25 protein-coding genes are annotated in these 25881 nt (G+C 74.7%); 16 read left to right on the top strand and 9 right to left on the bottom strand.

Translation table 11 applies throughout. The annotated features are described in order from the left end of the window. The first annotated feature begins 37 nt into the window (after positions 1-37). The 7 genes from OG989_RS21940 to OG989_RS21970 all read left to right on the top strand — a co-directional run bounded on the left by OG989_RS21940 (position 38) and on the right by OG989_RS21970 (position 5265). Entirely contained in the window at positions 38-253 is a 216-nt protein-coding gene (locus OG989_RS21940; RefSeq protein WP_088993750.1) for a ubiquitin-like protein Pup, read from the top strand. Positions 254-358: 105 nt separating this feature from the next. Continuing rightward, positions 359-757, top strand: coding sequence for an endonuclease VII domain-containing protein (locus OG989_RS21945; protein WP_327028277.1), 399 nt, complete (start codon positions 359-361; stop codon positions 755-757). Beyond that, entirely contained in the window at positions 676-1515 is an 840-nt protein-coding gene (prcB, locus tag OG989_RS21950; RefSeq protein ID WP_192581475.1) for a proteasome subunit beta, read from the top strand. The genes OG989_RS21945 and prcB overlap by 82 nt, the downstream gene beginning before the upstream one ends. A gap of 61 nt (positions 1516-1576) precedes the next feature. Then, positions 1577-2398, top strand: a complete 822-nt coding sequence (prcA, locus tag OG989_RS21955) for a proteasome subunit alpha (RefSeq protein WP_121398240.1) — start codon at positions 1577-1579, stop codon at positions 2396-2398. 457 nt (positions 2399-2855) lie between these two features. Further along, entirely contained in the window at positions 2856-4214 is a 1359-nt protein-coding gene (pafA, locus tag OG989_RS21960) for a Pup--protein ligase (RefSeq protein WP_151455849.1), read from the top strand. Between the two features lie 70 nt (positions 4215-4284). Further along, the gene (locus OG989_RS21965; RefSeq protein WP_151455848.1) at positions 4285-4470 is read left to right on the top strand and encodes a hypothetical protein; all 186 of its coding nucleotides are present in this window, start codon (positions 4285-4287) and stop codon (positions 4468-4470) included. 246 nt (positions 4471-4716) lie between these two features. Further along, positions 4717-5265, top strand: coding sequence for a carboxymuconolactone decarboxylase family protein (locus tag OG989_RS21970; RefSeq protein WP_327028278.1), 549 nt, complete (start codon positions 4717-4719; stop codon positions 5263-5265). Positions 5266-5352: 87 nt separating this feature from the next. Here the strand turns inward: OG989_RS21970 and OG989_RS21975 are convergent, their stop codons facing one another. Next, entirely contained in the window at positions 5353-6438 is a 1086-nt protein-coding gene (locus OG989_RS21975) for a DUF3866 family protein (RefSeq protein ID WP_327028279.1), read from the bottom strand. A 63-nt stretch (positions 6439-6501) separates the two neighbouring features. Further along, on the bottom strand, positions 6502-7458 hold the full coding sequence (locus OG989_RS21980; RefSeq protein WP_151455845.1) for a cation diffusion facilitator family transporter: 957 nt from the start codon (positions 7456-7458) through the stop codon (positions 6502-6504). 126 nt (positions 7459-7584) lie between these two features. On the opposite strand from OG989_RS21980, the gene OG989_RS21985 reads away from it, so the two are divergent. The 7 genes from OG989_RS21985 (at position 7585) to OG989_RS22015 (ending at position 13498) form a co-directional block, all read left to right on the top strand. After that, entirely contained in the window at positions 7585-8583 is a 999-nt protein-coding gene (locus OG989_RS21985; protein ID WP_151455844.1) for a helix-turn-helix transcriptional regulator, read from the top strand. Beyond that, positions 8580-9644, top strand: coding sequence for a helix-turn-helix transcriptional regulator (locus tag OG989_RS21990; protein ID WP_327028280.1), 1065 nt, complete (start codon positions 8580-8582; stop codon positions 9642-9644). Before OG989_RS21985 ends, OG989_RS21990 begins: the two co-directional genes overlap by 4 nt. 10 nt (positions 9645-9654) lie before the next feature. Continuing rightward, positions 9655-9903 carry a DUF5320 domain-containing protein gene (locus tag OG989_RS21995; protein WP_151455842.1) on the top strand — a complete coding sequence of 83 codons (249 nt, stop codon included), beginning with the start codon at positions 9655-9657 and terminating at the stop codon, positions 9901-9903. 208 nt (positions 9904-10111) lie between these two features. Next, positions 10112-10438, top strand: coding sequence for a Sec-independent protein translocase subunit TatA (gene tatA / locus OG989_RS22000; protein ID WP_121398247.1), 327 nt, complete (start codon positions 10112-10114; stop codon positions 10436-10438). Positions 10439-10456: 18 nt separating this feature from the next. Then, positions 10457-11410: a twin-arginine translocase subunit TatC gene (tatC, locus tag OG989_RS22005; RefSeq protein WP_327028281.1), complete on the top strand. Its 954-nt coding sequence runs from the start codon at positions 10457-10459 to the stop codon at positions 11408-11410. A gap of 678 nt (positions 11411-12088) precedes the next feature. Beyond that, positions 12089-12694 carry a response regulator transcription factor gene (locus OG989_RS22010; protein ID WP_225852331.1) on the top strand — a complete coding sequence of 202 codons (606 nt, stop codon included), beginning with the start codon at positions 12089-12091 and terminating at the stop codon, positions 12692-12694. Between the two features lie 225 nt (positions 12695-12919). Then, positions 12920-13498 (top strand): response regulator transcription factor, encoded by a 579-nt coding sequence (locus OG989_RS22015; RefSeq protein WP_151455839.1) that lies wholly within the window; start codon positions 12920-12922, stop codon positions 13496-13498. A 24-nt stretch (positions 13499-13522) separates the two neighbouring features. On the opposite strand, the gene OG989_RS22020 is transcribed toward OG989_RS22015, so the two are convergent. The 5 genes from OG989_RS22020 to lanKC all read right to left on the bottom strand — a co-directional run bounded on the left by OG989_RS22020 (position 13523) and on the right by lanKC (position 20108). Continuing rightward, positions 13523-15391: an ABC transporter ATP-binding protein gene (locus OG989_RS22020; protein ID WP_327028282.1), complete on the bottom strand. Its 1869-nt coding sequence runs from the start codon at positions 15389-15391 to the stop codon at positions 13523-13525. Continuing rightward, entirely contained in the window at positions 15391-17118 is a 1728-nt protein-coding gene (locus OG989_RS22025) for an ABC transporter ATP-binding protein (protein WP_327028283.1), read from the bottom strand. Before OG989_RS22025 ends, OG989_RS22020 begins: the two co-directional genes overlap by 1 nt. Before the next feature lie 72 nt (positions 17119-17190). Further along, positions 17191-17310 (bottom strand): SapB/AmfS family lanthipeptide, encoded by a 120-nt coding sequence (locus OG989_RS22030; RefSeq protein ID WP_089003486.1) that lies wholly within the window; start codon positions 17308-17310, stop codon positions 17191-17193. A 71-nt stretch (positions 17311-17381) separates the two neighbouring features. After that, positions 17382-17501 (bottom strand): SapB/AmfS family lanthipeptide, encoded by a 120-nt coding sequence (locus OG989_RS22035; protein WP_013734295.1) that lies wholly within the window; start codon positions 17499-17501, stop codon positions 17382-17384. A gap of 6 nt (positions 17502-17507) precedes the next feature. Further along, positions 17508-20108, bottom strand: coding sequence for a class III lanthionine synthetase LanKC (gene lanKC, locus OG989_RS22040; RefSeq protein ID WP_327028284.1), 2601 nt, complete (start codon positions 20106-20108; stop codon positions 17508-17510). Between the two features lie 245 nt (positions 20109-20353). Here lanKC and OG989_RS22045 point away from each other — a divergent pair, with 245 nt between their 5' ends. After that, positions 20354-21289, top strand: coding sequence for a diacylglycerol kinase (locus tag OG989_RS22045; protein WP_327028285.1), 936 nt, complete (start codon positions 20354-20356; stop codon positions 21287-21289). A gap of 150 nt (positions 21290-21439) precedes the next feature. On the opposite strand, the gene OG989_RS22050 is transcribed toward OG989_RS22045, so the two are convergent. Together OG989_RS22050 and OG989_RS22055 are read right to left on the bottom strand one after the other, a co-directional pair. Then, positions 21440-22150: a TetR/AcrR family transcriptional regulator gene (locus tag OG989_RS22050; protein ID WP_327028286.1), complete on the bottom strand. Its 711-nt coding sequence runs from the start codon at positions 22148-22150 to the stop codon at positions 21440-21442. Between the two features lie 60 nt (positions 22151-22210). Further along, positions 22211-22984, bottom strand: a complete 774-nt coding sequence (locus tag OG989_RS22055; protein ID WP_151456251.1) for an HAD family hydrolase — start codon at positions 22982-22984, stop codon at positions 22211-22213. 86 nt (positions 22985-23070) lie between these two features. Between OG989_RS22055 and OG989_RS22060 the strand changes: the two genes are divergently transcribed. Continuing rightward, entirely contained in the window at positions 23071-25866 is a 2796-nt protein-coding gene (locus tag OG989_RS22060; protein ID WP_151456252.1) for a DEAD/DEAH box helicase, read from the top strand. The last annotated feature ends 15 nt before the right edge of the window (positions 25867-25881 follow it).

The following is a 25881-nucleotide window of genomic DNA, read 5'->3' on the forward strand; positions in this document are numbered from 1 at the left end:
GTAAGTTGATCGCAGGGCGATCGTGGAGGAGGCAGCAATGGCCACTCGTGACAGCGGCGGGCAGTCGCAGTCGGGCAAGTCGCGTCAGGGCGAGGAGATCGAGGACGTCACCACGGAGGCGAACCCGGAGGTTGCCGAGCGGCACGCCGAGATCACCGAGGACGTCGACGACCTGCTCGACGAGATCGACTCCGTCCTCGAGGAGAACGCCGAGGAGTTCGTCAGGGGATACGTCCAGAAGGGCGGGGAATAGCACTTATGTCCGATTTGCCTCCGGCATCGGACAAGGTGTGCCCCCAGTGCAGCCGCTTGCTGCCCGTCGCCGAGTGTCATCGCAGTCGGCGACGGGCTGACGGGCTTGCCTAGGGCACAGCTACTGCAAGCCCCGTCGCCATGCCCGGGGCAAGGAGACGGCTCAGCGGCTCCATGGCGGTACCGCGAGTACCACCTGCGGCGGCGCTACGGCATCGGCGAGAAGGAGTTCCAGGAGCTCCTGGCCGAGCAGGGCGGGGTGTGCGCGATCTGTGGCACACCGGATCCCCAACATCTCGACCACGATCATCGCACCGGGTGGGTGCGCGGGATATTGTGCTTCAACTGCAACGGTGGCCTTGGCCAGTTCCGTGACGATCGGTCGCGGCTGGCCGGGGCGATCACATATCTGAGAGGAACCACGTGGCAGCGGGTTTTGATCCATCCGGGCGTCTACCAGATGTGTTCACCAACGCGGGGACGTCCTCCTTCACCTCGTTCCTGAGCAAGGTGGCCCCCGAGATGCTGCCCGGCCGCCGGCCGCTGCCGCCGGGTATGGCCGCCGACATGGCGCCGCACGCGACCACCATCGTGGCCATCTCGGCCGCCGGCGGTGTCGTGATGGCCGGCGACCGGCGGGCCACCATGGGCAACCTGATCGCCCAGCGCGACATCGAGAAGGTCCACCCGGCCGACGCGTACTCCCTGGTCGGCATCGCCGGCACGGCGGGGATCGGCATCGAGCTGATGCGACTGTTCCAGGTGGAGCTGGAGCACTACGAGAAGATCGAGGGCGCGATGCTCTCGCTCGACGGCAAGGCCAACCGGCTCGCCTCCATGATCCGTGGCAACCTGGGCGCCGCGATGCAGGGTCTCGCGGTGATCCCGCTCTTCGCCGGCTACGACCTGGCCGCGAAGGACCCGGCGCGGGCCGGCCGCATCTTCAGCTTCGACGTCACCGGCGGCCCCTACGAGGAGACCGGCTACGACGCGATCGGCTCCGGCTCGCTCTTCGCCCGGTCGGCGCTGAAGAAGCGCTTCCAGCCGGGACTCTCCATCGACGAGGCGGTCCGGCTCGCGGTCGAGGCGCTCTACGACGCGGCCGACGACGACACCGCGACCGGCGGCCCGGACCTGATCCGGCGGATCTACCCGGTGGTGATGACGGCGACGGCGGAGGGCACCCACCGGCTCACCGACGAGGAGATGTCGGCGATCGCCGAGAGCGTGGTCTCCGGCCGGATGGAGAACCCGGGCGGTTGATCCGCTCCCGCCCGTACCAGTCAGCAGCCGTCAGCACAGCGCCCTAAGGAGAACCGCCGCCGTGGCCATGCAGTTCTACGCCTCGCCCGAGCAGATCATGCGCGACCGCTCCGAGCTGGCCCGCAAGGGCATCGCCCGGGGCCGCAGCGCGGTGGTCCTGAGCTACGAGGGCGGGGTGCTCTTCGTCGCCGAGAACCTCTCCAGCGCCCTGCACAAGGTCAGTGAGATCTACGACCGGATCGGCTTCGCCGCCGTCGGCCGCTACAACGAGTTCGAGAACCTGCGCCGCGCCGGCGTGCGGATGGCCGACCTGAACGGCCTCAGCTACGACCGGCGTGACGTCACCGGCCGGGCCCTGGCGAATGCCTTCGCGCAGACCCTGGGTGCCATCTTCACCGAGCAGTCGAAGCCGTTCGAGGTGGAGATCTGCGTGGCCGAGGTCGGCACCACCGCCGAGGACGACGAGCTCTACCGGCTCACCTACGACGGATCCGTCAACGACGAGCCGGGCCGGATGGCGATGGGCGGGCAGGCCGAGGCGATCACCGGCGTGCTGAAGTCCCACCACCGTCCGGACATGTCGCTGGGCGAGGCGGTGAAGGTCGCGATGCAGGCGCTGAGCAGCGTCGGGGGAGAGGGCGGCGCCGCCCGGACCATCGCCGCCAACCAGTTGGAGGTGGCGGTCCTGGACCGTCGCCGGGTGGGGCGGACGTTCCGCCGGATCACCGGGGCCGCGTTGACCGCGCTGCTCGACGGCGACAAGGCCGAGGAGCCGGTGTCGGCCCGCCCGGAGACGCCGACCTCGCCGACCGAGGAGGCGAAGAAGCCCACCACGTCCGCCGGCTCGGCGGACCTGGAGGGCCGGGACACCCCCGAGGCGTAGCGGGGCACGTCCCGGGTGGCCGGTCGGGCGTGGACACGCCCGACCGGCCACCCGGTGTGGCGCGCGGGTCGAGCGCGGCCCGCGCGCCGTCGTGCAACCCCACCGCGCCCGCCGCCCGCTGTTCCCGGCCGTCTCACGGGTCGCCCGCCGTTCCCGCGCGTTCAAGGGTCACCCCGCGCCGTGCCGGCCGGCTCAGGGGCCCTCCGACGCCGCCGTCCGGGACCCGCCCGCCCGTCGCGGCTCCGCAGCCCGGAGCGTCCAACCGGGACGCCCGGGCGGAAGGGCGGCGGCAGCGACGCACCGCACCCCGCCGGCGGCGTACGGACGAGCGGCCGTGGCCGCCGTGCGCCCGCCGGGACCGGCGCTGGGGTGCCCGGGGTCGACCGTCACCGATCCCGTGTGAGACCGGCACGGTGTGCGCTGCCCATCTGGGGCCTCGGGCGGCTAATGTCTCATCATGGAGCGGCGAATCTTCGGCCTCGAGACCGAGTACGGCGTCACCTGCACCTATCGCGGGCAGCGGCGGCTGTCCCCTGACGAGGTCGCCCGGTACCTCTTCCGCCGGGTGGTGTCGTGGGGCCGGTCGAGCAACGTTTTCCTGCGCAACGGCGCCCGGCTCTACCTGGACGTCGGCTCGCACCCGGAGTACGCCACCCCGGAGTGCGACTCGGTGGTGGACCTGGTCGCGCACGACCGGGCCGGCGAGCGGATCCTGGAGGGTCTGCTCGTCGACGCGGAGAAGCGGCTGCACGACGAGGGCATCGCGGGCGAGATCTACCTGTTCAAGAACAACACCGACTCGGCCGGCAACTCGTACGGCTGCCACGAGAACTACCTGGTGTCGCGGCACGGGGAGTTCGGCCGGCTGGCCGACGTGCTGATCCCGTTCCTGGTCACCCGGCAGTTGATCTGCGGGGCGGGCAAGGTGCTGCAGACGCCGCGTGGGGCGGTCTACTGCCTCTCGCAGCGGGCCGAGCACATCTGGGAGGGCGTCTCGTCGGCGACGACCCGGAGCCGGCCGATCATCAACACCCGCGACGAGCCGCACGCGGACGCGGAGCGCTACCGGCGGCTGCACGTCATCGTCGGCGACTCGAACATGAACGAGGTCACCACGCTGCTGAAGGTCGGCACCGCCGACATCGTGCTGCGGATGATCGAGGCCGGGGTGGTGATGCGTGACCTGACGCTGGAGAACCCGATCCGGGCGATCCGCGAGGTGTCGCACGACATCACCGGCCGCCGCAAGGTCCGGCTCTCCTCCGGCAAGGAGGTCAGCGCGCTGGAGATCCAGCAGGAATACCTGGCCAAGGCGACCGAGTTCGTGGAGCGGCGCGGCGGCGACCAGACCGCCAAGCGGGTGGTGGAGCTGTGGGGCCGGGTGCTCAGCGCGGTGGAGACCGGCGACCTGGAACCGGTGTCGCGGGAGATCGACTGGGTGACCAAGCTGCGGCTCATCGAGCGCTACCAGCGCAAGCACGACCTGCCGCTGTCGCACCCACGGGTGGCCCAGATGGATCTGGCCTACCACGACCTGCGCCGGGGCCGTGGCCTCTACGGGCTGCTGGAGCGGCGCGGCGAGGTGGACCGGGTGGCGACCGATCCGGAGATCTTCGAGGCCAAGGAGACCCCGCCGCAGACGACCCGGGCCCGGCTGCGCGGGGAGTTCATCCGGCACGCCCAGGAGAAGCGGCGCGACTTCACCGTCGACTGGGTGCACCTCAAGCTCAATGACCAGGCGCAGCGCACGGTGCTCTGCAAGGACCCGTTCCGGGCGTACGACGAGCGGGTGGAACGGCTGATCGCCAGCATGTGACGGCGGCGGGCCGGCCCGGTGCGGTGGCGATCACCGTCCGGGCCGGCCGGGCCGGTAGGCTGACCGCGCCATGACGACTTCCGAACCCCCCGAGCGCGGCCAGCAGCGACAAAACTGGGCCGAGCGCCGCCGCGAGAAGATCCGCGCCGAGATCGAGCGCAACCGGCGCGGCGAGTACACGGTGCCCACCTGGGTGCTGGCGCTCGCGCTGGTGCTGATCGTGGGCGCCTGGCTCGCCCTCATCTTCCTGGTCTGACCCCGGCCGACGGCGCGGACGGGCGCCATGGGCCGGGTCGGCTTCCACGCTGGACGCCGAACCAGGTCTCCCCGGCGGCCGCGAAGTGGGGCGCCAGGCCGCCGGTCCGACACGGCCACCCCGGCCGGGGCGACGCCGCATTCTGGAAGTTGTGCCGTCCCGGCTGAGCTGGAACCGTCGTGCCCGTTCGGCATTGTCGGTGACGGGCCACGCGCGCTGCGTGGTCGCGGCAGGGAGGGTGACCGTATGGCACACATCGACCTCGGCCTCGACGAGCGGGAGCATCCGGGCATCAACGGCCCGCTGCGGTTCCGTCCCGAGACGGCCAAGCCGCTCGGCGAGCTGGCGGAGGCGCTGCTGCGTGCCCCGCATCCCACGCTGACGGCGGGGGAGCGGGAGCTGATCGCGGCGTACGTGTCGGGGCTCAACGACTGCAACTTCTGCTGTGCCTCGCACTCGGCGTTCGCGGCGGCGCAGCTGCCCTCGGGCATGCGGCTGGTGGAGCAGGTCCGTGCCGATCCGGCGGCCGCCGAGGTCAGCGAGAAGCTGCGGGCGTTGCTGGACATCGCCGGTGCCGTGCAGCGCAGTGGCCGGGAGGTGACGGCGGACCTGGTCAAGGTCGCCCGGGGCGCTGGCGCGACGGATCTGGAGATCCACGACACGGTCCTGATCGCGGCGGCGTTCTGCATGTTCAACCGGTACGTGGACGGGCTGGGCACGCTGGCCCCGGAGGACCCGGCGGTGTACGAGATGGCCGCCGAGCGCATCGTGCGGTACGGCTACGGGGCGAGCTGACCGATCACCACCGGGTCCCGGCACCTGCCGCTCGGGGGCGGGCGACCGCCGCACCCGCAGGCACCGGGGCCCGGTGGTGGCCGCGGGTCAGGACAGCAGGCGCGCGGCGTGCCGGCCGGCTGCGGCGGCGGCCAGGAAGTAGGCGTGGTCGGCGTCGAGGCCGCGACCCATGGTGGACAGCGTCACCGGGGTGTCCCGCAGCGCGGCGTCCAGCCCGTCGGTCGGGACCCGGACGACGGTGTGCCGCGCCGTGAGGGGCGCCAGCGCCGCGTCGACCTCGCCGGCCAGCGCCGGGGCCAGTCCGTCGGGCACGACCAGTTCGGCGGGGGCGAGGGCCACCCGGCCGTACGCGGTCAGGCTGTGGTGCGACACGCCCCGGTGGCGGGGCCGGGGGTCGGCGTCGGAGATCCGCAGCGACCCGATCGGACGCCCGCCCAGCGTGGCGACGGCGTTGACGGCCTCCCCGACGGCCACCCCGGAGAAGCCCCACCGGGTGCCGGTGCCCAGGTTGCCCGGTCCCTGGGCGACGATCGCCACGTCGGCGCGCAGCACGTGCCGGGCGGCCAGCAACCCGCTGTGCACGGTGCTCGCCTCCAGGTCCCCGCCGAACGCCTGGCCGACGGTGACCGTGCCGACGAGGTGGTCGCCCAGCGCGGCGAGGGTGCGGGAGAACCAGGCCGGCAGCGCCCCGCCGTCGGTCAGCAGGTAGGCGACCCGGGCGGCGGGGGCGTCGGCGTGGATGCCGGCCAGGACGGCCGGCAGCGCGGAGTGCAGGTCGGCGGTGACGACGGGCAGGCCGGCCAGGTCGTCGGCGGCCTCCATGACCTCCCGGTGCGGGGACGCCTCCTCGTCGACACCGAGCAGGATCGGCTGCAGCGGGGTGTAGCGGGCCTTGACGAGGTGACCGGCGTCGCGGCTGTCGAGGGCCTGCGGCGGGTCCGGGGGCAGCCGGTCGGGCAGCGCCACGACCAGGGCGTATCCGCCGGTGCCGAGGCCCATCAGCAGCGCGCCGGCGTTGAGCAGCACCCGGTCGCCGGGCTCGGGCCGCCCGACGAGCGCGGGGTAGGCCAGGGCGCGTACGGTGCCGCCGTCGGGCAGCTCGACGTCCAGTTCCACCGCCCCGGTCCACTGCCGCCGCAGCGCCGTCACCGTTCCTGACCGCCATCGCACCATGCCCGGCACGCTAGCGTCGCCACCCGCAGCGGGCGCGCCCGGGGCGGTGCGGCCGGTCGTCGGTCAGCCGCCGGGGCCGTCGGGCTCCGGGGCGTCGCCGGTGCGGGTGGGGTCGAGGAAGACGTACCGGATCTGTGGGTAACGGGCGGTGAGCCGCCGCTCGGCCTGGTCGGCGGCGTCCTCGATGGTGGCGCCGCTCGCGTCGTCGTCGAAGTCCACCTTCGCGGCGACCAGGACGTCGCTCGGGCCGAGCTGCATCGTCAGCAGCGTGTCGATGCGCCGCACGGCGGGCAGGCCGGCCAGTTCCTCGGTGATCTCGCCGCGCAGTCGTTCCGGTACGGAGCGGCCGACCAGCAGCGAGATGTTGCTGTGCGCCAGGACGGCGGCCACCACGAGCAGCAGCACGCCGATCAGGATGGAGGCGGCGCCGTCCCAGAACTCGTCGCCGGTGAGCTGGGACAGGGCCACCCCGGCGGCGGCCAGCACCAGCCCGATCAGAGCGGCGCTGTCCTCCAGGAACACCGCCTTCAGGGGGGTGTCGGAGGTCAGGTGCAGGAACCGGCGCGGCGAGGTGCGCCAGCGCCGGGACTCGGCGCGGACCTGGTGCACGGCGCGGGCCAGCGAGACCGACTCGATGGCGAACGACACCGCCAGCACTATGTAGGTGACCAGGTACTCGCCGCTGTGCTTGTGCACCAGGATGGTGGTGACGCCGTGGGTGATCGCGAATCCGGCGCCGGCGACGAACGTGAACAGCGCCGCGAGGAACGCCCAGACGTAGCTCTCCTTGCCGTACCCGAAAGGGTGCCGGGCGTCGGCGGGCCGCGCCCCGCGGCGCAACGCGAGGTACAGCAGCACCTCGGTGGTGGTGTCGGCGACGGAGTGCACGGCCTCGGAGAGCATCGCCGCCGACCCGGAGATCACCCCGGCGATGAGCTTGGCCACCGCGATGGCGAGGTTGGCGGCCCCCGCCACCACGACGGTGGCGACGCTCTCGGTCCTGACCTCCGGCTGGGCCACCACGTCACTGTAGGGTCGTCGGTGGCCGGCCGCCCGGCGACCGGTGAACCGGCCGGGCGCGACGCGGGGCACGTCCTGCCCGCGTGGGTGCACGGGCGCGGCGGGTGGGCTGCTAGCGTCTACCGCGTGTCGCGGACCCGCACCGAACGCCTGGTCAACCTGGTTATCTGCCTGCTGTCCACGCGGCGGTTCCTGACCGCCGCGCAGATCGCCGCGACCGTGCCCGGCTACGAGCACGATCCGGATGACGCGCGTGACCACGAGGCCTTCCAGCGCAAGTTCGAGCGGGACAAGGCCGAGCTGCGCGAGCTGGGCGTGCCGCTGGAGACCGGGACGGCGAGCGTCTTCGACGCGGAGCCCGGCTACCGGATCGCCCACCGGGAGTACGCGCTGCCCGACATCCCCCTCGAACCGGACGAGGCCGCCGCGGTCGGCATCGCCGCCCGGCTGTGGCAGCACGCGGGCCTGGCCGCCGCCGCCTCCTCCGGGCTGGCGAAGCTGCGCGCCGCCGGCGTCGACGTGGACCCGCAGGCCACGCTGGGCCTGGAGCCGATGGTCACGGTGGACCCGGCGTTCGCGCCGCTCACCGCCGCGGCCCGGGACCGGCGCGAGGTCAGCTTCGACTACCGGGTGCCTGACCGCGACGACTCGACCCGCCGCCGCCTCCAGCCGTGGGGCGTGGTCTGCTGGCGGGGCCGCTGGTACGTGGTCGGGCACGACCTCGACCGCGAGGCGACCCGCTGCTTCCGGCTGTCCCGGGTGGTCGGCACGGTCCGGGCGACCGGCGCTCCCGGAGGCTACGAGCCACCGGCCGGGGTCGACCTGATCAGCCACGTGGCCCGCTGGTCGGGGCCGGCGGAGCGCACCGGGCGGGCCACCGTGCTGGTCGCCGCCGGCCGCGCCGCCGGGCTGCGCCGCTGGGCCGTTGACGTCACCGCCTGCCCGGAGGGCGACCGGCTCGTCCTGCCCTACGCCGACGCGGACGTCCTCGCGGGCCAGCTCGTCGGCTACGGCCCGGACGTGCGGGTGCTCGATCCGCCGGAGGTGCGCGACGCGGTGATCCAACGGCTCAAGGAGATCGCCGCCCGGCACGACGACCTCGCGGTCGCCGGGGGTGTCCGGTGACTCGGCCGGCCGCCCGGGGCGGCTCCCGCGCGTCGGCCGATCGGCTGGCCCGGCTGCTGAACCTGGTGCCCTACCTGCTGGCCCGGCCCGGCATCGAACTCGCCGAGGCGGCCGGGGACCTGGGCGTCACCGAGCGGCAGCTGCGCGAGGACCTGGAGCTGCTGTGGGTGTGCGGGTTGCCCGGTTACGGCCCCGGTGACCTGATCGACATGGCCTTCGACGGCGACCGGGTGACGATCACCTACGATGCCGGCATCGACCGGCCCCTGCGGCTCACCCCGGACGAGGCCCTCGCGTTGGTGGTGGCGCTGCGGATGCTCGCCGAGACGCCCGGGGTGACCAACCGGGAGGCCGTCGAGCGGGCCCTCGCGAAGATCGAGAATGCTGCCGGTGACCTGGTGGCGGCACCGGTCGAGGTCCGGCTGCCCGCCGACACCCGGCGGGTGGCGGAGCTGCGGACGGCCGTCGAGAGCGGCCGGGCGCTGCGCATCACCTACTACACGGCCGCGCGGGACGAGACCACCGACCGCGTCGTCGACCCGCTGCGGATGCTGATGGTCGGCGGGCGGGCCTACGTGGAGGCGTGGTGCCGCCGGGCGGAGGCGGTGCGGCTGTTCCGGGCCGACCGCATCGACGCCGTCGCCGAGTTGGAGGAGCGGGCGGTGGTGCCGCCGCAGGCCCGCCCGCACGACCTCACGGAGGGCGTGTTCCGCCCGTCGCCGGATCTGCCGCTGATCACCCTGCGGATCGGTCGGGGCGAGCGGTGGCTGACCGAGTACTACCCGTGCGAGCGGGTCGAGGCCGGCGGCGGCGACCAGTGGCTGGTGTCGCTGCGGGTCACCGACCTGGGCTGGGCCCGCCGGTTCGTGCTGGGCCTGGGCCCGGACGTGGCGGTGGTCGCCCCGGTCGAGCTGGCCGAGCAGGTACGGGCCGCGGCGGTCGCCGCCCTCGACGCGTACGCGTTGCCGGTGCCGGCCGAGCCACCCGTGCCCGTCGGCGGGCCGGACCCGGCGCGGGCGGTCTCCCCGGCCGACCCGGCGGTCACCGCGGGCACGCAGTAGGCTGACCGCCGTGGTGAAGTGGATCGTGCTCGCGGTGGTGCTGTTCGCGCTCGTCGTGTTCGCCCTGGCCCTGCGGCCGGTGCTGGCGCGGCTGCCCCGGCTGCGTCGCGCGGCCGTTGCCCTGCAACGCCGGGCGACCGAGGCGGAGTCGCTGCGGGAGACCGCCGAGACCCTCCAGGCACGGGCAGAGGCTCTCCAGGAGCAGCTCGACACCACCCAGCGGCGGCTGGCCGTGATCAAGGCGAAACGCGGCGGCTGATCGATCGGTGCCCGGTTCCTGCGCGTACCGCTCCGGTTCACGCAGGAACGATCCTGCGGCAGATGGTTGACGGGACGTCCCGCGTTGGTCAAGACTTCACCGGCCGGGACGAACCACCACCACCCGGCGGGGTGGCAGCGGCCGTCGACGGACGTACGATGGGCTGCGGTACACCCCTCACGACGACACAGAGCGACTGGAGCTTCCCATGGGTGCCCTCAAGCCGTGGCACATCGCCGTACTCGTGGTCGTGCTGATCCTGCTCTTCGGCGCGAAGCGGCTCCCTGACGCGGCCCGTTCGCTGGGCCGTTCGCTGCGGATCATCAAGGCCGAGACCAAGAGCCTGCACGACGACGACCGGGACCTCGCCGAGAAGGCCGACGCGCAGTCCGGCTACCAGCCGCTCCCGCCGCAGACCGTCCAGGGTCAGCCGTACGCGCCGCCGCCCGCCGGGCAGCAGCCGCACGTCGCCCCGCAGCAGCAGCCGTACGCACCCCCGGTCAACGACCCGGTGCAGCGCGTCCGCGACAACTGACCGAAGGGCCCGAGACCCGTGGCCTTCGCCCTCAAGAAGCGCGGTCCGAGCAACTTCGAGCGGGCCGCCGACGGCTCGATGACGCTCATCGAGCACATCCGCGAGCTGCGCAACCGGCTGTTCAAGGCGTCCCTGGCGATCCTGGTCGGCTTCGGATTCGGCATCTGGCTCGCCGGTCCGGTCCGGATTCTGCTCTCGAAGCCGTACTGCGACCTGCCGGCGTCGATCGATGTCGCTAGCGGCAAGTGCAAGTTCGTGCAGCTCGGTGTCGCGGACGTCTTCCTGCTCAACCTGAAGATCGGGCTCTGGGTGGGGTTGATCATCGCGGCCCCGATCTGGCTCTACCAGCTCTGGGCGTTCATCGCGCCCGGCCTGCACCGGAAAGAGCGGCGCTACGCCTACGTCTTCGCCGCGCTAGCCGCGCCGCTGTTCGCGGCGGGTGCCCTGCTGGCGTTCTTCGTCACGACCAAGGGCCTGGAGTTCCTGCTCAACATCTCCGGCGACGACATCGCCACGAACCTCGAGGTCACCCGCTACATCTCGTTCGTCACCAACCTGATCCTGCTGTTCGGAGTGGCGTTCGAGTTCCCGCTGCTGGTGTTGATGCTGAACTTCGTCGGCATCGCCAGCGCGAAGCGGCTGCTCAGTTGGTGGCGGATCGCGGTCTTTGTGTTCTTCGCGTTCTCCGCCGTGGTCACGCCGACCCCCGACCCGTTCGGGATGACCGCGTTGGCGCTCTGTCTCTGCGCGCTCTACTTCGCGGCGGTCGGCGTGGCGTTCCTCAACGACAAGCGCAGGGGACGTGGCAAGGAGGTCTACGCGGGCGTCGGCGACGACGAGGTGTCGCCGCTGGAGTTCGACCCCGAGCCGGTGGAGGCCGGGCAGCGGGTGGACGCCAGCGCGCCGATCACGGCCCCCGAGCCGGTCGCCGCGCCGGCGCCGATCGAGCGCCGCTACGACGACATGACCTGACCGGCCGGTCGTCCCCGACGACGAACGGACACAAGCCCTCCTTTACCGGGGGGCTTGTTCCGTTGCCGCCCCGGTGCGTACGGCACCACGGGCGGGCTCTCTAACGCACGGCGCGTCAGCCGTCAGCACCCAGTCGGCAATCCGTCACGAGGCATCCACGAGCTGCAATCGGGTAAGCAGATCTTTACGATGTGTCGACGTGTCCGACGAGGGAGGTCGCTGTCCAGTGCGTCGCCCGACGTTTGGTCGTCCACCCGTCCCCGGGCCGGAGGCCGCCTCCCCGCTGCGGCGGCCGAGGGTGCCCGTCGCCCGGCTCGTCGTGCGGCGGGGAGCCGCCGTCCCGGCCGCCACGCACGGCCGCGCCCCGGCGCCGCCCGGGCACCACGCCGTCCCGGCCCTTCCGGCGGGAGCCGACGGCGGGCCGCCTCCCGCGCCGTCCGCCCCGGGTGACCGGTCTCCCGGGGTGAGTGCCCGTCCCGGCTGAGTCCCGGCGGGCCCGCCCGCGCGCTCGTCCGGTCCCTCCGGCCGTTCCGCGCCGCGTCGGGCCACCCGGATGCCCCTGACCGTCGGTCGTCGTTGTCGCGCTTGATGATCCAGTCGTTCCGTCCGGCCGGCCTGCGTAGTCCCGTCAACGGGACCGCCCGCCGCCCCCGCACCCCCCAAGATCGGAGCTACCCGTTGATCCGCGTCGTCGTTGTCGAGGAGATGGGCCTGCTACGCACCGCGCTGTGCGCGGCACTGTCGAGCGAGGAGGAAATCGAGGTCGTCGCCGAGGTGACCGGGGTGGCGGAGCTGCCCGCCCTGGTGCGCCGGCTCCGGCCGGACGTGGTGCTGGTGGACCTGGCGCCGGACGCCCCGCATCCGGTCGAGGTCGTCGCCGAGATCACCGGGGCGATGCCCGACACCGCCGTGCTGGCCATGGGCCGCCGGTGGAGCCAGCGGATCGTCGGGGACCTGCTGGCCGCCGGCGTACGGGGCCTGGTGGGCAAGGACGCGTCCCTGGAGGCGCTCGTCGACGCCGTCCGGGAGCTCGCCGCCGGGGGGAAGGTCATCGACGCCGCCGCCGCCGTGACGGCGCTGCGCCCCGCGTCGAGCCCGCTGACGCGCCGGGAGGTGGAGGTGCTGCGGGTGGCCGCGGAGGGCCTGCCGCTGAAGGAGATCGCCCGCCGGCTCTACCTGGCGCACGGGACCGTACGCAACCACCTGTCGGCGATCATGCGCAAGACCGGTGCCCGCAACCGGATGGAGGCGGTGTGGCGCGCCCGCCGCGACGGCTGGATGTAGCGGGCCGGCCCCCGCCCGCCCGGGCCGGGCCGTGCCAGCGCCGTCCCGCCCCTCGTCCGGCCTGGACGGTGGCGGGTCGCCCGCCGAATACGGCCTGGACGGTGGCGGGTCGCCCGCCGAATACGGCCTGGACGGTGGCGGGTCGCCCGCCGAGCGGAATCTGGCGGGACGTGTTTGAATTCTGACGGTCCGTGATCTGTCTGACGACGCTCCGGAGGGTCAACGGTGATCCGTACCCTGCTCGCTCTCGACGGCGCCCTGGTCCGTGGCGCCCTGTCGCTCGTGCTCGCCGCCGAGGCGGACATCAGCGTGGTGGCGGAACTGGACCGGGGCGACGCCCTGCCACCGGCGGTCCGGACGCAGCGTCCCGACGTGGCGGTCGTGGACCTCGACCTCATCGGCGACACGGGCGTGGCGGGGCACTGCCCGTTGCTGGTGCTCGCCGACCGTCGCCGGGCGCGCAGCCTGCACCGGGTCTTCGTGCCGGGGCGCACGGTCGGGATCCTCGGCGCCGACGTCTCCCCGCACCGGGTGCTGGACGGCATTCGGCGGCTGGCCCGCCGCGAGTCGGTGGTCGACGCCGACCTGGTGATGGCGGCACTGAGCCGGGACAGCCCGCTCACCTCGCGGGAGACGGAGATCCTCGACCTGACCGCGGCCGGGGCGCCGGTCGTGGAGGTCGCCCGGGCGCTCGGGCTCGCCCCGGGAACCGTGCGCAACCACCTCGGCCGGATCGCCCGCAAGGCGGGCGCGCGCACGAGGGTGGAGGCGGTGCGGGTCGCCCGCGAGGCCGGCTGGATCTGACGACGGGCGCCGGCCCCGGGACCGTCAGGGCCGGCCGAGCGGCACGCGGTCCGGCGGCGTCACGTCCTCCCAGTGCCCGACCAGCTCGCGGTAGGTGGTCGAGCGGGTCAGCAGGTCGTCGTGGCTGCCGACGAGCGGCCGGTCGCCGTCGAACACCAGCACCCGCCGGGCCCGGGTCGCCGAGCTGATCCGGTGCGCGATGACCACCAGGGTGCCGCCCCGGCGGGCGAAGGCGTGCTCGACGGTCGCCTCCAGGGTCGGGTCCAGGTGACACGTCGCCTCGTCGAGGATCACCAGCGGTGCCGTGGCGAGGTAGGCCCGGACCGCCGCGACGAGCTGACGCTCCCCGGCGGAGAGGGCGGCGGGGTCCAGTTCGGCGTCCAGGCCACCGAGGCGGGCCACCAGGGGACCGGCGCCGAGGGTGCGCACGGCGGCCAGGACCGTCGCGTCGTCGGCGTCGGCGTGCAGGTAGCGGAGGTTGTCGCCGACGGAACCGGTGCGCACGTACGCCTCCTGCGGCACCAGCACCCGCAGCCGGGCCAGCGCCTCCGGCGGTGTGCCGTCGACGGGTACGCCGGCCAGGTGGACCGTGCCCGACTCCGGTGACGCCAGCCCTGCGACCAGCGCGGCCAGGGTGGACTTCCCGGCGCCGCTCGGCCCCACCACGGCCAGATGGTCGCCCGCCGCCACCGTCAGGGTGAGGTCCGCCAGGACGGGGCGGGCGTGCGGGCCGTACCGGAAGGTCAGCCCCCGAAGCGCGACCGCCGGCGGGTCGCCGACGGCGGCGGCCCACGGCGCCGGGCCGGCGGCGGCCGGTGAAGGACCGGCCGGGACGGCGGCGACCGGTGAAGGACCGGCCGGGACGGCGGCGACCGGGGGCGACGGGACGGCGGCGGGGCGGGACGGCGGGGCGGTGGGCGGCGGGAGGTCCGGCCCCGGGGGCGGGCTGGTGCGCAGGATGCGGCCCAGGGTGACGGCGTAGCGCAGGCCGCCGCCACCGACGCCCTGCACGACCGCGTGCAGGGCGGGTTGCAGCCCGGTGGTGACGTAGACCAGCGCGCCCAGCACGGCGCCGGCGCTCAGCCCCTGCCGGACCAGCCACGGCGCGGCCAGCACCAGCACCACCACGGGCAGCCAGCCGCCCACGCCGAGGCTGAGGCTGCGCAGCGCCGCCATCCGGGCCAGCGTCCGCTCCGCGTCGGCCTGCGCCGTGACCCGCCGGTCCACGTCGGACACCACGCGCTCCTGCGCGCCGCAGGCGACGACGTCGCGGTGCCCGGCCAGCGCCGACGCCGCCGAGCGGCCGAGCCGCTCGCCGGCGGTCACCTGGGCCCGCTGGTGCGCCACCATGGCCGGCAGTGACGCCCCGAACACGGCCAGCCCCACCACCAGCGGGGCCGCCACCGCACCGGCCAGCGGCGGGGCCAGGGCGAGCAGGCCGAGCAGCGCCGCCCCGGCGGTGAACAGGAACCCGCGGACCACCAGCAGCAGCCCGCCGAAGGTGTCCCGGACCACCTCGACCTGGTGGGTCAGCCGGGCCACGGTGGCGCTGTCCGCCCGGCCGCCGGCCCGGGTGGCGTCGTGCAGGGCCCCCCGCACCACCCGGGCGGCCAACTCGTCGCGGAACGGTTCCACCACGGCCCCGAGGCTGCGGTACACCTGCCCGGTGGCCGCCGCTCCCACCAGCACGGCCGCGGCGAGCCCGGCCAGCCAGGCCAGGCCGGTGCCGAACTCACCGGCCAGGAAACCCCGGTCGACGGCGCGGGCCACGAACACCCCGCCCAGCAGCGCCGGCAGGGCCTCCACCGCCGACCAGGCAGCCAGCCGGCCCAGGGCCCGCCGGCGGGCCCGCAGTGCCGCCCAGGTGCTGCGACGTACGCCGGGGCCGCTCATCAGGCGTCTCCGCCGGGCGTGAAGACCGACCGGTAGGCCGGGTCGGCCCAGAGCTGCCGGTGCGGCGCCACGGCCCGCAGCCGCCCGCCGTCGAGCCACGCCACCAGGTCGGCCGCCGCCGCCGTCGTCGCGCGGTGGGTCACCACGAGTCGGGTACGCCCGCCGGCGCCGGCCGCCACCGCCCGGGCGATCCGGTGTTCGGTCGCGGTGTCCAGGCTGGACGTGGCGTCGTCGAGGACGAGCAGCCGCTCGGCGGGGAACGCGCGGGCCAGCCCGAGGCGCTGCGCCTCGCCGCCGGAGAGCGGCGCGTCCGTCAACCGGGTGCGGAAGCCCTCGGGCAGCCGGGCGACGACGTCGGCGACCTGCGCCGCCCGCGCCGCGGCCAGCACCGCCGGGGTGGCCGGGGCGGTTCCGGCGGGCGGTCGTGCCGAGCCGGCGGGCAGCCCGAGCCCGATCGCGTCGTGCACCGTCTCGCCGACCAGCACGGGCCGGTCGAAGGCGTGGCCGACGGCCCGGCGCAGCGCGGACGGGTCGAGCCGGCGCAGCGGCACCCCGTCCAGCAGCACCTCGCCGGTCTCCGGGTCGTGCAGGCGGCCGGCCACCGCGGCGAGGGTCGACTTGCCGGCGCCGGAGCGGCCGACGACGGCCACCGTGGCGCCCGCCGGGACGGTCAGGTCGATCCCGTCGAGGACCACCCGCCCGTCCTCGGTGCGTACGCCCACCCCGCGCAGCCGCAGTTCCCCCCGACCGGGCGGCAGCGGCTCGGTGCCGTCGGGGCGTACCGGGTGGGCCAGCGGCTCGGCGATCCGGCCGGCCGCCGCGCGGGCGCGGACGAGGCGGTTCAGGGTGGCCAGCACCGCGCCCAGTCCGGCGCCGAGGGCCGCGTACTGCACGGCGGCGACGAGTTGGCCGGGCGAGAGCCAGCCGACGGTCAGCGCGTACCCGCCGACGGCCACGACGGCCACCTGGAGCAGCGGCCCCACGGCGGCGGTGCGGGCGCTCGCCCTGGCCAGCAGCCGCCAGCTGAGCAGTCCGTACCCGCGCAGTTCCGGCAGGGCCGCGAGCACCCGGTCGCGTTCCCGGTCGACGGTCGCGGCGGCGGCGATGGTGCGGGCGCCGCCGAGGGCCTCCAGCAGGCGCCCGGCGATGTTCCCCAGCACCCGCTGGTAGCCGGCGACGGCGGCGGAGGCGTCGGTGACGAAGGCGCGCATGAGCAGCGTGAGCAGGGCCAGCCCGCCGAGGAGGGTGACGCCGAGCAGCGGTTCGAGCAGGGTGAGCGCCACGACGCTGCCGACCGGGGGGAGCAGCGCGACGACGCCGAGCACCACGGCGGTGCCGGCCTGCCCGGCCTCGGCGGCCTGCCCGACGAGCCGACCGACCAGGTCGCCCACCGGGTGGCGGCGGACGGTGCGTACGTCGCAGGCGAACAGGTGCCGCAGCAGGCGCCGGCGCAGCCGTGCCGTGGCCCGGGCCGCGCCGTACCCGCTGGCCACGTCGGCGAGGATGTCGGTGACCATGAGGACGGCGATCAGGCCGCAGGCGGCGGCCGGCCACCGCACGCCGCCGTCGCCGCCGACGGCGGAGTCGACCGCGAGCCCGAGCGCGGCGGGCAGGGCGAGTTCGGCCACGGCGCCGGTGAGCGCGACCGCGCCGAGCAGGACCGTCCACCCGCCGCCGTCGCGGACCACCCGCCGCAGCAGCCGGTCGGAGCCGGTCGGCGTCCCCATGGCTTCTCCCGCGAAAGACGTGCGGCCCTGGGCGGACACGGCGTCCGCCCAGGGCCTCGCGTGATGACCTGGTCAGTTGCAGGTCGTGACGGACAGCGAGCTGTCGCCGCAGAGCAGCAGGCTCGCGCGGCTGCCACCGCCGGTGCGGTCGGCGGGGGCCATCTCCATGCCCTGAAGGTCGAGAAGCGCCATGTCGATCATCTCCTTCTGTGCTGGTCGGTCGGATGGTCCTGCGCTGGATGTCGCCCGTGAGGGCGTCCGGCTCAGTTGCAGGTCGTGACGGACAGCGAGCTGTCGCCGCAGAGCAGCAGGCTCGCCCGGCTGCCACCGCCCGTGCGGTCGGCGGGGGCCATCTCGAGGCCCTGGAGGTCCAGAAGCGCCATGTCGTGTCACCTCCTTCCGTGTTGATCGGATGGGTCGGTCGCCCTCGCCGAAGCGAGGGAGTCGGGAGCGCCCGCCAGGGGCGCGAGGAACGGCAGGCGCACCGGGTCGTCGGGCCGCGCGGCGGCCAGCGCCAGCAGCACGCCGGCGGTGCCGGTGCCGAGGTCCATGGACAGCCGCAGCAGCTGCTCGCCCGGGAAGGCGGTGCCGTCGCGGTAGGGCAGGGCGTGCCAGGCCAGCCGGGCCACCTGGGCGTCGCGTTCGCGGCAGAGCCCCGGATCGTCGGGGTACGCCGCCAGGTAGGCGATGATGCCGGCTCGTCCGGCGAAGAGGCCGGACTGCGCGTAGAACGGTGACCGGGCGGCGCGGCGTACGCCGGCGCTGGCCTCGGCGAACCGCTCGTCGGCGCGGTGCCGCAGGTACTCGTCGAGCACCAGCCCGATGCCGACGCTGCCCTGCCCGAGGTAGGGCATGGTGCGCCAGCCCTCGTTGACCTCCAGCGCGCCGTCGGGGCGTACCACGCAGCGGCGCAGGTCCTGGCGCAGGGCAGTGGCGGCGTGGTCCAGCAGGGCCTCGTCGCCGGTCAGCTCGTGCAGCCGCACCAGCAGCAGCGCCGGCCCGGTGCGGCCGCGCAGCAGCCCGGCGTACGGGTTGCGCCCGCCGCTGATGTCCGGCCCCGGGTCGTCGGCGAGCTGGTCGACCACCCGCTCGGCAACCCGCCAGGCCGCGTCGCGCAGGGCCGTCTCGCCGGTGCGTCCGGCCAGCTCGGCCAGGTTGAGCGCGATGCCGGCGAGGCCGCCCGAGAGGCTGTGGTCCAGGCCGTCCAGCGGCTGGCGCAGGCAGATGTCGAGCACGTCGAGGGCGTCCTGCCGGCGGCCGAGCGCATCGAGGGCGTACGCGACGCCGTGCAGGCCGTCGTAGAAGCCGCACCGGGTGCCGGAGGGGGGTGCCGTGGCGTGGCGCACCAGCCACTTTTCGTGTTCCGGCCACCGTCCGGCGCCGCTGACGTGCAGGGCGTACAGGACGCCGGCGGCACCGTGGGCGAGGTTGAGCCCGCCGCTGCGGAACTGCTCGATGTCGCCGGGGAAGAGCCGGTCGTCCCGGTCGGGTGTCGCGCTGGCGAGGATCGCCCGGGCGAGCCGGTCCCGGTGGGCCGGCCCGACGTCGACGGTGAGGTCGGGTGCCCCTCCGGCGTCCGCCGGGGCGGGGCCGGTGATCTCCCGTACGGCGTCGTCGAGGAGATCCCTCGGCACCGGGAAGTGCGCGGCGATCACGTCGGCGAGGTGCGCGGCCTTGTCCGGCCCGAGCCGGACGAGCTGGGTCAGCGGCAGGAACAGCGCCAGCCGCAGGCAGGCCAGGGCGTACCGGTCGACGGCGGGACCCGTGCGGTCCCGGGGCGCGGCGAAGCCCTGGTTGCGTAGTCCCGGCCGGCGGTGGCCGTCGATCGGCGCGGCGACCTCGAAGTCGACGAGCGCGATCCGGTCGTCCGGGCGGACCATGACGTTGAACAGGTGCAGGTCGCCGTAGACCAGGCCGCGGTCGTGGATCGCCGTGACGACCTCCTCGACCTGCCGGTGCACGTCCAGCGCCCAGCGGGTGTAGGCGGCGCGGTCGGCGTCCGTGGCGTCGGCGTCGATCAGCGGGTACCGGTCGACCAGGACCTTGTTGAGCGGGCGGCCCTCGATGAACTCCAGCGCGAGGAACCGGTGCTCGCCGAGGGCGAACTCGTCGTGCACCCGGGGCACCTGCGGCAGGTCGGCCAGCCGGCGCAGCGCGTCGGCCTCCCGGGCCAGGCGGGCGACCGCGTCGGCGCCGTCGGCGTCGAGACCGGCGTGCGGCCGGGCCTCCTTCAGCACCAGCTGGGTGTCGGTCCGCACGTCCCGGCCGACGTAGAGGCCGCCGCCGTTGGAGAAGTGGATGACCTTCTCGATCCGGTACGGCACCTCGTCGGTGCTGGTGGCGTTGCGAGCGGCCAGGTGCGGGCCGAGGAAGTCGGGCAGCGTCACCCAGGACGGCACGTGGAACACCGGGTCGCGGCGGTCGGGCACCAGCGTGCCCGTGTCGTCCTCGATCGCCGGGACCACCTGGCCGTCGGGGGAGTGGCAGTAGCGCGCGGCGAAGCCGCCGTAGCGTACGTGCACCGGGCCGGCGCCGTGGCGCAGGTCGCTGAGGATGTACGGGCCGGGCTCGCCGGCTAGCAGCTCGTCGAGCTCCTTGCAGACCAGCTCCAGCTCCGCGTCGTCGCGGGGGTACACGGTGACGAACTTGCCGCTGGCCGCCCGGGAGGCGTACTTGGAGTTGCGCAGCAGCAGGGTGCGCGGGCCCCGCAGGAACTTGAAGGACAGTCCGCGGGGGACGCAGTAGTCCCAGACGGCGTCCAGCACCCGCTCGGCGTTGTCGAGCGTCGCCGACACGTGGATCTTCCAGCCCTGCTGGGGCAGCGTGCCGCCCTCGGGGGCGTAGATCAGCCAGTCGTCGAGCGGCTCGGAGCGCCAGCCGCCGGGGACGGGCCGCTTCGCCGCCGCGAAGGTGGGCTGCTCGACCGCGCTGCCGAGGGAGTCGTAGAAGAGCCGGTCGGCGGCGCAGTAGCTGTCGTAGCGTTCGTCCACCCTGACCACTCCCTCCGCTGTTCGGTCGGTGCCTGCGTCGTTCGACCGATGTCATCGCCCTGCTGACGGATCTGAGTCTGTCCGTTCGGGCCATGGCGGTTCCAGTGCGTTCAGTCATGACGACGAATGCGTGCCGCACGGGTCGGCCGTGACAAAAGTCAGTTGCGCCCGAGGTGCGCGGTGCTCCGCCGGCGGGTCGCCGACCGCACGGTGGGCGGTGCCCCCGTCCGTCCCCGGGCGGTACGGTGCTCGCCGTGACCGCAGACGATCACCCCTCCGTCGCCGGCGCCGGGCCCGTCGCCGTGCTGGCCAACCCGACCGCTGGCCGGGGTCGGCACCGAGGGCTGCTGCCGCAGGTCCTGCACCGGCTCGCGGCTGCCGGCCGGCCGGTACGCCCGCTGCGCGCGCGTACCGCCGACGAGGCCGAGGCGGCCTGCCGGGCGGCGGTGCGCGACGGGGCGTCGGCCCTGGTCGCGGTCGGCGGCGACGGGACCGTGCACCGCGCGGTGCAGGCGGTCGCCGGGACGGGGGTCCCGTTCGGCCCGGTGCCCGCCGGGACCGGTAACGACTTCGCCGCCGACACCGGCTTCCCGGCCGACCCGCTCGCCGCCGTCGACGTGATCGCGGCGGCGCTGCGCGACGGCCGCACCCGCCTGGTGGACCTGGCCCGGATGACGGGGGCCGACGGTGCGGACCGGTGGTACGGGGCCGTGCTCGCGGCCGGCTTCGACGCGATCGTCAACGAGCGCGCCAACCGGATGCGCTGGCCGAGCGGCCCGCGCCGCTACGACCTGGCGATTCTGGTGGAACTGGCCCGGCTGCGCCCGCGCCGCTACACCCTGCGCCTCGACGGGGTGCCGCACGAGGTGGACGCCGTGCTGGTGGCGGTGGGCAACTGCGCCAGCTACGGCGGCGGCATGCGGATCTGCCCGGACGCGGACCCGACCGACGGCCTGCTCGACGTGGTGGTGGGCGGCCGGTTCCACCGGCGCACCCTGATGCGGGTCAAGCCGCGCATCTACCGGGGCACCCACGTGACCCACCCGCTGGTGCGCAGCTACCGCGCCCGTACGGTCGAGCTGAGCGCCGAGGGCATCACCACGTACGCCGACGGCGAGCGTGCCCTGGCCCTCCCCCTGACCGTCACGGCCACCCCCGCCGCCCTCCACCTCCTCCGCTGAGCCCTCCCTCCCACCCGCCCTCCCCTCCCTCCTCCCTCCTTCCCTTCTGGCGCCGATCATGCAGTCGTGGTGCCCCGCACAAGCCGCGTATGCCCGCAAAACCGGCACCAGAAGTGCATGATCGACCAGTCGAGGGCGTCGAGGGCGTGGTCAGGGGGTTGTGCGGGTGATGCGGTCTAGCCATTCGGCCAGCAGGGTTCGTTCGGCGGGGGTGAAATCCGTGGTGAGGGTGTCGAGGGCGGCGCGCAGCGCCACCGCGTGCCGGACCGGACGGTCGGCCCGGGAGGTCGCCCGGGCGGCGGGGGAGTCGGTGACCAGGACGGCGAGTACCGCCTCCCGGGTCCGGGTCGACAGGGCCGGGTCGCGCCCTGGCGGCTGCGTCCGGATCAGGGTGAGGGTGACCCCGCACGCGGTGGCGTGCAGCATCTCGGTCGCCTGGTCGACGCTCGTGCGCAGTCGACCCGCCTCGGCCACCCGGTGCACGAGCTGGCGCAGGATGTCGGCCGCGACCCGGGCCGCGGTCGGGGTCTCGCCGGGGCGGGGGTCGCCGTACATGAGGGCGTGGAAGGCCGGGTTGGCCACGCCGAAGCCGACGTGCAGGTCCCAGCCCCGGCGCAGGTCGTCGACCGGGTCGTCGGCGAGGTCCCCGGCCGCCTGGGCGTGCAGGTACGCGGCGAACCCGTAGCTGGCCGCCGCATCCAGCAGGCCGCGCATGTCGCCGAACTGCCGGTAGATGGTGGGCGCCTGCACCCCCGCCGCCCGGCTGACCGCGCGGGTGGAGACGGCCTCCCGGCCGCCCTCGGCGAGCAGTGCGGCGGCGGCCCGGACGATCCGGTCCCGGGGCGACGTCTCGGTGATCATGGCAGCGACGATAACGCCTTCGCGTTAGCGCCAGGTGTTAACGGCGCTGTCGGCATGCCGTTAGCGCTGTTGCTCGACGCCGGCCAGGTCCAGCACGGCGCCCAGCCCGTTGGCCCGACCCGCCTCGGCGGCCGGCAGCACCAGCACCGCACACCCGGCCGCGACCGCCCCCGCGTCGGCCGGGGTGTCGCCCACCATCAGCGTCCGCTCCGGATCGACGCCGAGCATCCCGCAGGCGCGCAGGAAGATCCCCGGGTCCGGCTTGCAGCGTCCCACCTCGTACGAGAGGACGAACGCGTCGACCAGCCCGGCCAGCCCCCAGGCCTCGAAGTGCGGCCGGATGTCGAAGCCGATGTTGCTGACGACGGCCACCCGGACGCCCCCGGCCCGCAGCGCGTCCAGCGTCGCCGCGGTGTCCGGGTAGGGCACCCAGCCCTCGGGCACCAGCACCCGCTCGTAGAGCGCCTCCGCGAAGCCCTCGATGCCCGCGTCCACGGTCTCGGCCAGCCCCGTGTAGGCGCCGCGGTGGGCGTACGGGTAGAGGTCCCGGTCGGCCCAGAGCTCGGCCAGCCGGGGCGGCACCCGGGTGGGCAGCGGCCCGCCCGCCCGGCCGGCGGTCAGCAGCCGGTCGGCCAGCGCGGTGGCCCGCATCCGCTCCAGGGTCACCCCGCAGGCGGCGGCGGCCGCGAGCACCCAGTCCCGGGGCTCCTCCACCTGGGCCAGGGTGCCGTGGAAGTCGAGCAGGACCGCCTCCACCGGCCGGCGGGACGGACCCGGGCGGACGGCGTCGTCGGCGCCGCGCGAGGCGTGGGGCGGTTCGGCATGATCCGGCACGTCGTGCACCCTACCGACCGCCTCCGACCCCCCTGCCGGTCGGCCTTGTCCGGTGGCTGTCGGCGGCACGCATTAATCTTGGAGGCATGTCGAGCCCCGCCGAGCGGTACGCAGCGGCGCGCCGCCGGGCCGCGCAGGCCTCACAGTTCCCGGCACTTGACGAGTTCGCCCTCGATCTGGGGTTCGACCTCGACGACTTCCAGCGGGAGGCGTGCCAGGCGCTGGAACGGGGCAGCGGCGTCCTGGTCTGCGCCCCGACCGGCGCCGGCAAGACGGTGGTCGGCGAGTTCGCCGTACACCTGGCCCTGCGCGGCACGCCGGCGCCCCCGGCCGGCGACGGGGCCGCCCCGCCCCGCCGGCGCAAGTGCTTCTACACCACCCCGATCAAGGCGCTGTCGAACCAGAAGTACCACGACCTGGTCGACCGCTACGGCGCCGAGCAGGTCGGGCTGCTCACCGGCGACAACGCCATCAACGGCGACGCCCCGGTGGTGGTGATGACCACCGAGGTGCTGCGCAACATGCTCTACGCCGGCTCGGCCACCCTCGACGGCCTGGCCTACGTGGTGATGGACGAGGTGCACTACCTCGCCGACCGGTTCCGTGGCGGGGTGTGGGAAGAGGTGATCATCCACCTGCCCGCCTCGGTCACCCTGGTCTCCCTGTCGGCCACCGTGTCCAACGCCGAGGAGTTCGCCGACTGGCTGGTCACCGTGCGCGGCGAGACGGCCGTGGTAGTCAGCGAGCACCGCCCGGTGCCGCTGTGGCAGCACATGCTGGTCGGCAAGCGGATGTTCGACCTGTTCCATGACGCCGACGCCGCCCGCAAGCACGACGTGCACCCCGAGCTGCTGCGCTACACCCGCGACACCATGCGCCGCCTCGAGCTCGGCGAGGGGCGCAGCGCCGGTCCCGGCGGCGGCCGGCGCGGGCCCCGCTGGCGCGGCCCGATGCGCCCCGACATCGTCGACCGGCTCGACCGGGAGGGGCTGCTGCCGGCGATCCTGTTCATCTTCAGCCGCGCCGGCTGCGCCGCCGCCGTGCAGCAGTGCCTCGCCGCGGGCCTGCGGCTCACCTCCCCCGAGGAGCGGGCCGAGATCCGCCGCGTCGTCGAGTCGCGGGTCACCGCCATCCCCGGCGAGGACCTGACCGTCCTCGGCTACTGGGAGTGGCTCGACGGCCTCGAACGCGGCCTGGCCGCCCACCACGCCGGCATGCTGCCGGTGTTCAAGGAGGTCGTCGAGGAGCTCTTCGTCCGGGGCCTGGTCAAGGCGGTCTTCGCCACTGAGACGCTCGCCCTGGGCATCAACATGCCGGCCCGCTGCGTCGTGCTGGAACGCCTGGTGAAATACAACGGCGAGGCGCACGTCGACCTGACGCCGGGGGAGTACACCCAGCTCACGGGCCGCGCCGGCCGGCGCGGCATCGACGTCGAGGGGCACGCCGTCGTCGTCTGGTCCCCGGAGACCGATCCCCGGCACGTGGCCGGTCTGGCCTCCACCCGCACCTACCCGCTGCGGTCCAGCTTCCGGCCGTCGTACAACATGGCGGTCAACCTGGTCGGCACGGTCGGCGCCGAGCCGGCCCGCGCGCTGCTGGAGTCCTCGTTCGCCCAGTTCCAGGCGGACCGCTCGGTGGTCGGCCTGGCCCGGCAGGTGCAGCGCAACACCGAGACCATCGAGGCGTACGGCGCGGAGGCGGCCTGCCACCACGGCGACTTCGACGAGTACTTCGCGCTGCGGGTGGCGATCGGCGAGCGGGAGCGGGCCATCGCCCGGCAGGGGCAGAGCCAGCGCAAGGCCGCCGCGGTGGCCTCGCTGGAGCGGCTGCGGATCGGCGACGTGATCCGGGTGCCGTCGGGCCGGCGGGCCGGCCTGGCCGTCGTGCTCGACCCGGCCACCGGCGGCTTCGGCGAGCCCCGGCCGCTGGTGCTGACCCAGGACCGCTGGGCGGGCCGGGTCAGCCCGGGGGACTTCACCACCCCGGCCGAGGTGCTGGCGCGGATCCGGGTGCCGAAGCACTTCAACCACCGGTCCCCGGCGGCCCGGCGCGATCTGGCCGCCGAGGTCAGCGGCACCGGGCTGGACCGGCACGGCGGCCGCCGCGGCGGCCGGTCCCGGCAGGCCGTCGGCGAGGACCACCGGCTCAGCCAGCTCCGCACCGAGCTGCGCCGGCATCCCTGCCACGCCTGCCCCGACCGCGAGGAGCACGCCCGCTGGGCGGAGCGGCGCCGCCGCCTGGAGAACGACACCGAGGAGCTGCGGCAGCGGGTGGCCGGCCGGACCGGCTCGCTGGCGCGCACGTTCGACCGGATCGTGGCGCTGCTCACCGCCCGGGGCTACCTGGCGCCCGACGGCGCGGTGACCGACGCCGGCCGGATGCTCGGCCGGATCTGGACCGAGGCGGACCTGCTGGTCGCCGAGTGCCTGCGGCGCGGGGTGTGGGACGGGCTCTCCCCGGCCGAACTGGCGGCGGCGGTCTCCGTGGTGGTCTTCGAGGCGCGCCGCGACGTCGACGAGCGGGCGTCGCTGCCGCGCGGCCCCGTGGCCGAGGCGGTCGACGAGACGCTCAAGCTGTGGAGCGAGATCGAGGCCGACGAGGCGGCCCGGGGCCTCACCGTCACCCGGGAGCCCGACCTCGGCTTCGCCTGGCCGGTCTACCGCTGGGCGCGGGGCGAGGCGCTCGCGAAGGTCCTCGGCAGCGGCCACGAGATCGACGGCGAGATGCCGGCCGGCGACTTCGTCCGCTGGGCGCGGCAGGTGGTCGACCTGCTCGGCCAGCTCGCCGACTCCGGCGGCGCCCCGGCGGAGCTCAGGTCCACCGCCCGGCAGGCGATCGGCGCCGTGAACCGGGGTGTGCTGGCCTACCACGCCCCCGCCTGACCGTCACTGTCCGTC

The organism is Micromonospora sp. NBC_01740 (assembly GCF_035920365.1).
In the GTDB taxonomy this organism is placed as follows: domain Bacteria; phylum Actinomycetota; class Actinomycetes; order Mycobacteriales; family Micromonosporaceae; genus Micromonospora; species Micromonospora reichwaldensis.